This is a genomic window from Aeromonas sp. ZOR0002 (assembly GCF_963866995.1).
GTDB lineage: Bacteria > Pseudomonadota > Gammaproteobacteria > Enterobacterales > Aeromonadaceae > Aeromonas > Aeromonas caviae.
The window spans coordinates 10596-18692 of record NZ_CAWMFQ010000384.1 but is presented as its reverse complement, the minus strand read 5'-3'; the positions used below and the strand labels follow the sequence as shown (position 1 = coordinate 18692).

Below are 8097 nucleotides of genomic sequence, written 5' to 3'. Positions count from 1 at the left end.
CCGCCAGCTTCCATCGGCGGATGAAGGCCCATGCCGGCACCGGCCTGAGCCGCCGCCAGATTGGCTGGTCACTGGCCATCCTCGGTCTGCTGATGTTCTCCAAGTTCTTCTACATGGCCAGCCTGAGCAGCTATTACACCTTCTACCTGATGGACAAGTTCCACCTGTCGCTGGAGAGCGCCCAGCTCTATCTGTTCGCCTTCCTGTTTGCCGTCGCGGCGGGGACGGTGCTCGGCGGGCCGCTCGGCGATCGCATCGGTCGCAAGCGGGTGATCTGGATCTCCATCCTCGGCGTCGCTCCCTTCACCCTGCTGCTGCCCCACGTCGACCTGTTCTGGACCTCGGTGCTGTCGATCGTCATCGGCCTCATCCTGGCGTCGGCCTTCTCCGCCATCCTGGTCTACGCCCAGGATCTGGTACCCGGCAAGGTCGGCACCATTTCCGGCCTCTTCTTCGGCTTCGCCTTCGGCATGGGAGGGATAGGGGCCGCCCTGCTGGGCAGATTGGCCGATGCCACCAGCATCGAAACCGTCTATCAGGTCTGCGCCTATCTGCCCCTTATTGGCCTGCTGACCGCCTTCCTGCCCAATATCAGGAGAGGCTAGAGGCCAACCGGCAGCCAGCGACCGACCATAAAAAACGCGGCCTGAGCAGGCCGCGTCTGGTTCCATCACTCGGGCCGCCTGACACGGCCCGATCCGCTCGGACTCATCCGCTGAGCCTCTTTGTCAGCAGTACGGCCTCTCCCCCAGCCCGACGACCGGGCCCACTGGAAGTTGTCACCCGAGAGGCCGCTGACGGGACCATTCACAGCAAGGATGCGGCATCCCTCAGCAGTACTGGCCTGCCACCCAGCCCGACGACCAGGCCCACTGGAAATTGTAACCACCGAGCCAGCCGGTCACGTCCACCACTTCGCCGATGAAGTAGAGGCCGGGCACGGTGCGCGCCTCCATGGTCTTGGAGGAGAGCGCGTTGGTATCCACCCCCCCTAAGGTCACTTCGGCGGTGCGATACCCTTCGGTGCCGTTGGGCAGGATCTGCCAATCCCCCAGCAGGGTGGCTACCGCCTCCAGCTCCCGTTCGTTGTACTGGCGCATCGGCTTGCTTACCAGCCATCCCAGCTCCACCAGCTTGTCGACGAAGCGCTTGGGCAGCTCGCGCCCCAGCACGGTTTTCAGCTCCTGGGCAGGATGGGCCTGGGCCCAGGTCTTGAGGGTCTCTGGAATGTCGAGATCCGGCAGCAGGTTGATGTGAATCTTCTCCCCCGCCAGCCAAAAAGAGGAGATCTGCAGGATGGCGGGGCCGGAGAGGCCGCGATGGGTGAACAGCATGGCCTCCTTGAAGCGGGTGCCATCCTCGGCGGTCACCGCCACCGGCAGGCTGACCCCCGCCAGATCGGCGAAGGCCTCCTTGTCGGCCTGATGCAGGGTAAAGGGCACCAGCCCGGCGCGAGTCGGCAGCACGGTGAGGCCGAACTGCTCCGCCAGCTTGAAGCCATAAGGGGTAGCACCGAGTTTCGGCATGGAGAGGCCGCCGGTGGCGACCACCAGCGACGAGCAGGCGATCTCCCCCTTGCTGGTGTCGAGCACGAAGCCTTCATCTGTCTTGCTGACGGTGAGGATCTCGGTCTGGAACTGCAGGGTCACGCCAGCCCAGTCGCACTCGGTCAGCAGGATGTCGACGATATCCTTGGCGCTGTCGTCGCAGAAGAGCTGGCCCAGCGTCTTCTCGTGGTAGTTCAGGCCATGCCTGTCCACCAGATCGATGAAATCCTGCTGGGTATAGCGCGCCAGCGCCGATTTGCAGAAGTGGAGGTTGGCCGAAAGGAAGGCATGGGGACCCACCTGATGATTGGTGAAGTTGCAGCGACCGCCGCCGCTGATGAGGATCTTGCGGCCCGGCTTCTTGGCGTTGTCGAGCACCAGCACGGAGCGACCCCGGTAGCCAGCCTGGGCCGCACACATCAATCCGGCCGCCCCGGCACCGATCACCACCACATCCACCTGTTTCATCGTCACTCACCCATCAAAAGAAAAACGGCCCCTTTACCTTAAAGGACCGTCATTGTACCCGGCAGACACCAGCACAGCGGTACAAGGACACCTGCAAATAGAAAACGGCCCCTTTACAAGGGGCCGTCATTGTACTGACTGAACACTAAGTGTCCACGACTATCAGGCGTTGCCGTCCATGATGCTGGCCGGGGCGCCCTTGGCCAGCTCGGCCAGCTCCTTATCGATGAAATAGAGGCCCTTGCCATCCTCGCCCACCAGGCTCAGACGGTCGACGATGCTCTTGAACAGCTTCTCCTCTTCGTGCTGCTCGGCCACGTACCACTGCAGGAAGTTGAAGGTGGAGTAATCCTGGGTGGTGAAGGCGACGTGGGCAAGACCGTTGATGCACTTGGTGATGTGATACTCGTGCTCCAGGGTGGTGCGGAAGATGTCACCCAGGGACTTGAATTCATGGGGAGGCGCTTCGATGGCCCCCAGTACCGGCATGGCGCCGGTCTCGCTCACGTAGGTGAACAGGCGCTCCATGTGCTGGCGCTCCTCGACCGCATGCTGGCGCAGGAAGGTGGCGGCCCCCTCGAAGCCCTTGTCCTCGCACCAGGCGCTCATCTGCAGGTAGAGGTTGGAGGAATAGAATTCAAGATTAATCTGCTCGTTCAACTTCTCGATCATGGCTTTGGCCAACATGATGATTCTCCACTGTGATTTGCCCACGATTGTCGCCACTGTTGCATCCTGACGCAACCAGAGACAACCGACGCACCCCGCAGTTGCGACGACTTTTCACCTCATCCTCTCCCCCATACGGTTATAGAGAAGCAAAGAAACATGGTGTAGGTGACATCAGCCATTATGATGGCGCCATTGGTCGGGGAAAGGATTCAATGAGATTCATAATGGCACTGGCGCTGCTCTGGATGACCCAGTTGCAGGCAGCTCCCTCCTTGCTGAAAGAGGCTGAATTGCAGGCGGCGCGCGATCCCGTCGGCTATCTGCAGCGCCTCGACGCCAGTCCCCAGCAGGATATGGAACTGTTCTACGCCAGGTCCCTGGCCCAGGCAGCCCTTGGCCGCTATCCACAGGCACAGCGCGACAATGCCCGCGCCCGCGGTCTGGCCAATGCCCAGCAGGAGAGCCTTCGCCTGCTCGACTTCCGGTTGCAGCAGATTGCCCTGACCCTGGATGCCGATACGCCGGATCAGGCGCTCGAGCTGCTCACCCAGCTCTGGCCAGCGGTCCGGCATCACCCCAGGCAGGTCTCGGAGTGGCATGCCCTCAACGGGCTCGCCCTCTACCGTACCCAGCAGATGAAAGAGGCGATCCTCGAGCTCAAGACCGCCTATCACCTCAAGCAGAAAGAGCCGAGTTCCATCCTCTCCACCTTGCAGTGCGGCCGTCTGCTGATGACCCTCGGCAACCTCTATGCGGACCTCAATCTCTACCGTGAGGCCGAGACCTATTATCAGGATGCCCTCGGCCAGATGGTGCAGCTCAACGAACCCAACAGCCAGGCCATCATCCGGGCCAACATGGCCAGGCTCTACATCGACATGGGCCAGCCTGCCAGAGCCAGCCAGTTGCTCGATACCCTGCTGGCCACGCCGAGCCTGTCACCCCACTATCGTGCCATCGTCCTCGGCTACCAAGCCATGGTGTTCAACGCACGGGCGGACTGGCACTCAGCCTGGCGCAGCCTGGAGGAGGCACAAGCCATCTATGACAGGCTGGATAGCCCGCAGGCGGCCTCCCGTCTGACCGAGATCCGGGCAAGAACCCTGCTGGGTCGTGGCGAGAAGCAGCTGGCCCTGCAACTGCTGATGGAGCACACCGCCCCTCTCTCCATGGATGGTCGGGCGATGCAGGCCAGGTTGCTGGCCGATCTGGGCCGCTACCCCGAGGCCTACGGGGCCATGACCCGCTACATGCAGTACTACAAGCAGCACTTCAACCAGACCCTGAGCCAGCACGCGGCCGCCTTCCAGGTCGAGATGGATCTGGCTCGCAGCGAGGCCAGCAATCGCGCGCTGCAGCAGGAGAACGAGAACAAGCGCCAGCAACTGCTCTACCAGCAGAGTGCCCGCTACTACCAATTGCTGCTGCTGGTGCTGCTGGCCGTCGCCCTGATCCTGCTCGGACTCACCACCCGCAGGCTCCACCGCAGCTCGCGCCACCTCTACAAGCTCGCCACCTTCGATCAGCTGACCGGGCTGCCCAACCGACGCGCCCTGCTGGAGAGACTGGGCCAGCAGTGGCTGCACGAAACGCCCCTGACCCTGCTCATCATCGACATCGATCACTTCAAGCAGATCAACGACAAGCATGGTCACCAGGCGGGGGATCAGGCTATCCGGCAGTTGGCCAGGGAGCTCAAGAGCTGGGCGCCGGACCAGCAGTTGATCGGGCGCTGGGGCGGGGAAGAATTTCTGGTGGCCATGACCCAGGACGGGGCCACCTGCTGGCGGCTGGCGGAGCAGCTGAGAAGCCGGATCGCCTACCTGGCCGCCCCCCACATGACCATCAGCATCGGAGTGGCGGAACGCTCGACGCAGGATGACAGCCTGAGCCAGCTCATCCATCGGGCCGACATGGCCATGTATCAGGCGAAACGCCAAGGGCGCAACCAGACCGTGCTGGCCCAGTCTCCCCACCTTTCCCCTGAACTGGCCTGCAACGTTGCCTGATTCCCCCTCGTGCGGGTGTCAGGGCGTCAGCTCAGTGAGTGACGCCACGTTCACCGGCGCACCGTAATCCACCCCCGGCAGCTCGAAGCCGTTGAGCTGCATGAACTCCTGGCGCAACCCGGCAAAATCCCCCAGGATGCGGAAGTTCTCCGGCGTCACCTTGGGCCAGAGTGCCGAGACGGCGGCCTGCACCGCTGGCTCAAGCTCGTGGTCATCCATCCGGATCAGCCGGTTGCCATCGGCGACGACCCCTCTGGGCCCGTACATCTTGTCGGCAAACAGCCGCTGCATCTGCTCGATGCAGCCCTCGTGAACACCACGCTCCTTCATCACCCCCATCAACAGGCCCAGATAGACAGGCAGCACCGGAATAAACACGCTCGCCTTGGTCACCAACGCCTTGCAGACCGACACCCAGGCATGACCGCCAATCCCGGCAAGTTGCAGGTTGATGGTCTCGGCGGTGGCGTGCAGGTGCTCCTTGGCATAGCCGATGGTGCCGTCCCGATAGAGGGGATAGGTGGACTCGGGACCGATATAGGAGTAGGCAACGGTCCGGGCGCCGGGGGCCAGGCAATCCGCCTGCTGCAATGCCTGCATCCAGCGCTGCCAGTCCTCGCCCCCCATCACTGTGACGGTGTCGCGGATCTCCTCCGGGGTGGCTGGCACCAGCGACTGCTGCACCAGCGCATCGTGCTCCAGATCCAGCCCCCAGCCTTGCAGCGGCTGGCCTGTGGTCTTGAGCACCGAGCGTACCTGTGTGCCATCCGGCATCACCCTGACTCCGCTCGCCAGCGAATAGACCACCAGATCCACCTGCCCGAGCTGCTGGCGGATGACGTCGATGGCCTGCTGGCGCATGGTGTCGGAGAAGGCATCCCCGATCAGGTTGACGGCGATGCGACCGGCTTGCTCCGCCGCCTGACGAAACCAGATGTTGTTGTACCAGCCAGCACTGCCGAGCCCCTTGTCGGAGGGACCCCGCTCGAACGAGACGCCCAGGGTATCGGCCCCGGCGCCGAAGGTGAGCGCGATCCGGGACGCCAGCCCGAAACCGGACGATGCCCCCAGCACCAGCACCCGTTTCGGCCCGTTGAACGGCCCCGCCGCCCGCACCTGTTCGATCTGTTGCAGCACGGCGGCGCGACAACCCATGGGGTGGCAATTGCGGGCAACACAACCCTGGATCTGGGGATGAATGATCATGAAGGACTCTCCGGTGCATCGGTGGGACATGATAAACGGCCATGACAGCGTCACCCGGTTGCAGGTGAGGAGCCCTGGCCGTTTTGCCAAGGGAACTGGCTACAGCATAACCAAGGGGGGCGGGATTACCTTGATGTCGGACGGGATATGAGCTGGAAGAGGGCAGAAAAACAAAAGGGAGCGCGAGGCTCCCCAAAGCGGTATTCAGATGCTTTTTGTTGTTTTGTGTTCATTGCGAAGCACGGGCACATCCTATTCCCCCACCTTCCCGAGGGCAATAGCACGCCTGTGACCGGCGTCAAACTCCTGTTCAAAATATGCACTCCCCGGCCACCTGCACCTCTACGCCTTCCGGTTCGGGGTCAGGCAAATCCTGAAACTGTGGCGACGATGCCGTTTTAGTTTCAGCAGACATTGGTATAGTGGACCCAGGATCAGTGAGGAGAACTCCCATGAATGGAACCTATTACAAACACGTACTGGCCGCGATCGACCTGTCGGAAGACAACCGCAAGGTGATCGAGAAGGCAGTCGACCGGGCCCGCTCCAACGGCGCCAAGCTGTCGGTGATCCATGTGGATGTGGACCTCAAGGATCTCTACACCGAGATGATCGATATCGACATCGACAACGTGCAGGACCAGGTGATCGCCGAGGCGAAAGAGAAGCTGGAAGCCTTCCTGGCGTCGGTGGACTACCCCATCGAGAAGAAGCTGGTGATCTGCGGCGATTTGAGCGAGCGGGTCAACCAGGCGGTCAGGGATTATCAGATCGACCTGCTGGTGTGCGGCCACCGCCAAAGCTTCTGGAGTCTGCTCACCTCGAGCGCGCGCCAGCTGATGAATACCGTGCCCTGCGATCTGCTGGTCGTCCCCTTGCAGAAGTGACCGAACAGGCGTAGTTTGATTTGCCATGAATATGACCTCATTCAATCACAACTACTGGTGGTGCTGCTCTTAAACAGGCGGCACTGCTTTTCTATGTAATATTTCCCAAAGAAAACACCGTGACCGCCGAGAGGCGGTCATTGTTTTCATCCCTTTGTCGCCTCCCGGCTCACCCAACTGGAGAGAGTGACATGCACAACCCCGTTATCCTGACCGGCGACCGCCCCACCGGCAAACTGCACATCGGCCACTACGTCGGCTCCCTGCGCCAGCGCGTGGCCGCCCAGCACCATTACCGCCAGTTCGTCATGATCGCCGATCTGCAGGCGCTGACCGACAACGGCCACAACCCGGCCAAGGTGACCGATCACGTGCTGGAGGTGATGGCCGACTACCTGGCCGCCGGCCTCGACCCGGCCAGGACCACCTTCTGCCTGCAGAGCGCCCTGCCCGCCCTCGCCGAGCTCACGACCTATTACCTCAACCTGGTCAGCGTCGCCCGGCTGGAGCGAAACCCCACCGTCAAGGCGGAGATCCAGCAAAAAGGGTTCGAGCGCAGCCTGCCGGCCGGCTTCCTGATCTATCCGGTCAGCCAGGCCGCCGACATCACCGCCTTTCGCGCCACCCATGTGCCGGTGGGCGAGGATCAGCTGCCGATGCTGGAGCAGACCAACGAGATAGTGCGTCGCTTCAATACCCTGGTTGGCAAGGAGGTGCTGACCGAGTGCCAGCCCATTCTGAGCGATACCGGCCGCCTGCCCGGCATCGACGGCAAGGCCAAGATGTCAAAGTCCCTTGGCAACACCATCGAACTCGGCATGTCGAGCGACGAGATCAAGCAGGCAGTGTTCGCCATGTACACAGACCCCAACCACCTCAAGGTGAGCGATCCAGGTCAGGTGGAGGGCAATACGGTGTTCGCCTATCTGGATGCCTTCCACCCCGACAAGGCACTGGTGGCCGAGATGAAGGCCCATTACCAGCGCGGTGGTCTGGGGGACATGCGCTGCAAGCAGGTACTCAACGACTGCCTGCAGACCCTGCTCGCTCCGATGCGGGAGCGGCGCGAGGCAGCCATCGCCGACAAGCGCCAGCTGCTGCGCCTGTTGCAGCAGGGCACCGAGCAGGCCCGGGCCCTCACCGACGAGGTGCTGGCCGAGGTGAAGGGTGCGATGGGGCTGGACTACTTCTCCGGATTGGCGTGATCTGCCCCCTGCGGCGCGGGATGGCCGAACGCATCCGCGCCGTAGCGCTCCTTCGCCAGCCGGTGCAACAACCCCTTGAACCAGCCGATCGCCTCGTCATGGG

The 8097-nt window shown here is 62.4% G+C and carries 7 protein-coding genes and 1 pseudogene; 4 read left to right on the top strand and 4 right to left on the bottom strand.

What is annotated here, in order from left to right; translation table 11 throughout:
• Positions 1-605: MFS transporter (locus AACR77_RS20915; RefSeq protein WP_042882123.1), on the top strand; the 605-nt coding region annotated here is incomplete at its 5' end.
• Positions 606-830: 225 nt separating this feature from the next.
• Here the strand turns inward: AACR77_RS20915 and AACR77_RS20910 are convergent.
• Positions 831-2015 carry an NAD(P)/FAD-dependent oxidoreductase gene (locus tag AACR77_RS20910; RefSeq protein WP_042882115.1) on the bottom strand — a complete coding sequence of 395 codons (1185 nt, stop codon included), beginning with the start codon at positions 2013-2015 and terminating at the stop codon, positions 831-833.
• A gap of 162 nt (positions 2016-2177) precedes the next feature.
• Complete coding sequence (ftnA, locus tag AACR77_RS20905) at positions 2178-2702, bottom strand: non-heme ferritin (RefSeq protein WP_010672333.1); 525 nt, start codon at positions 2700-2702, stop codon at positions 2178-2180.
• Between the two features lie 209 nt (positions 2703-2911).
• Between ftnA and AACR77_RS20900 the strand changes: the two genes are divergently transcribed.
• Complete coding sequence (locus tag AACR77_RS20900) at positions 2912-4696, top strand: GGDEF domain-containing protein (RefSeq protein ID WP_042882114.1); 1785 nt, start codon at positions 2912-2914, stop codon at positions 4694-4696.
• Between the two features lie 18 nt (positions 4697-4714).
• Here AACR77_RS20900 and fabV read toward each other — a convergent pair whose 3' ends face one another.
• Positions 4715-5902 carry an enoyl-ACP reductase FabV gene (gene fabV / locus AACR77_RS20895; RefSeq protein WP_042882112.1) on the bottom strand — a complete coding sequence of 396 codons (1188 nt, stop codon included), beginning with the start codon at positions 5900-5902 and terminating at the stop codon, positions 4715-4717.
• Positions 5903-6354: 452 nt separating this feature from the next.
• Between fabV and AACR77_RS20890 the strand changes: the two genes are divergently transcribed.
• Entirely contained in the window at positions 6355-6789 is a 435-nt protein-coding gene (locus tag AACR77_RS20890; protein ID WP_042882110.1) for a universal stress protein, read from the top strand.
• Between the two features lie 191 nt (positions 6790-6980).
• Positions 6981-7994: a tryptophan--tRNA ligase gene (gene trpS / locus AACR77_RS20885; protein WP_042882108.1), complete on the top strand. Its 1014-nt coding sequence runs from the start codon at positions 6981-6983 to the stop codon at positions 7992-7994.
• Here trpS and AACR77_RS20880 read toward each other — a convergent pair.
• Positions 7973-8097, bottom strand: a pseudogene (locus tag AACR77_RS20880) (LysR family transcriptional regulator); the annotation flags it as partial. The gene trpS and the pseudogene AACR77_RS20880 sit on opposite strands and share 22 nt — an antisense overlap.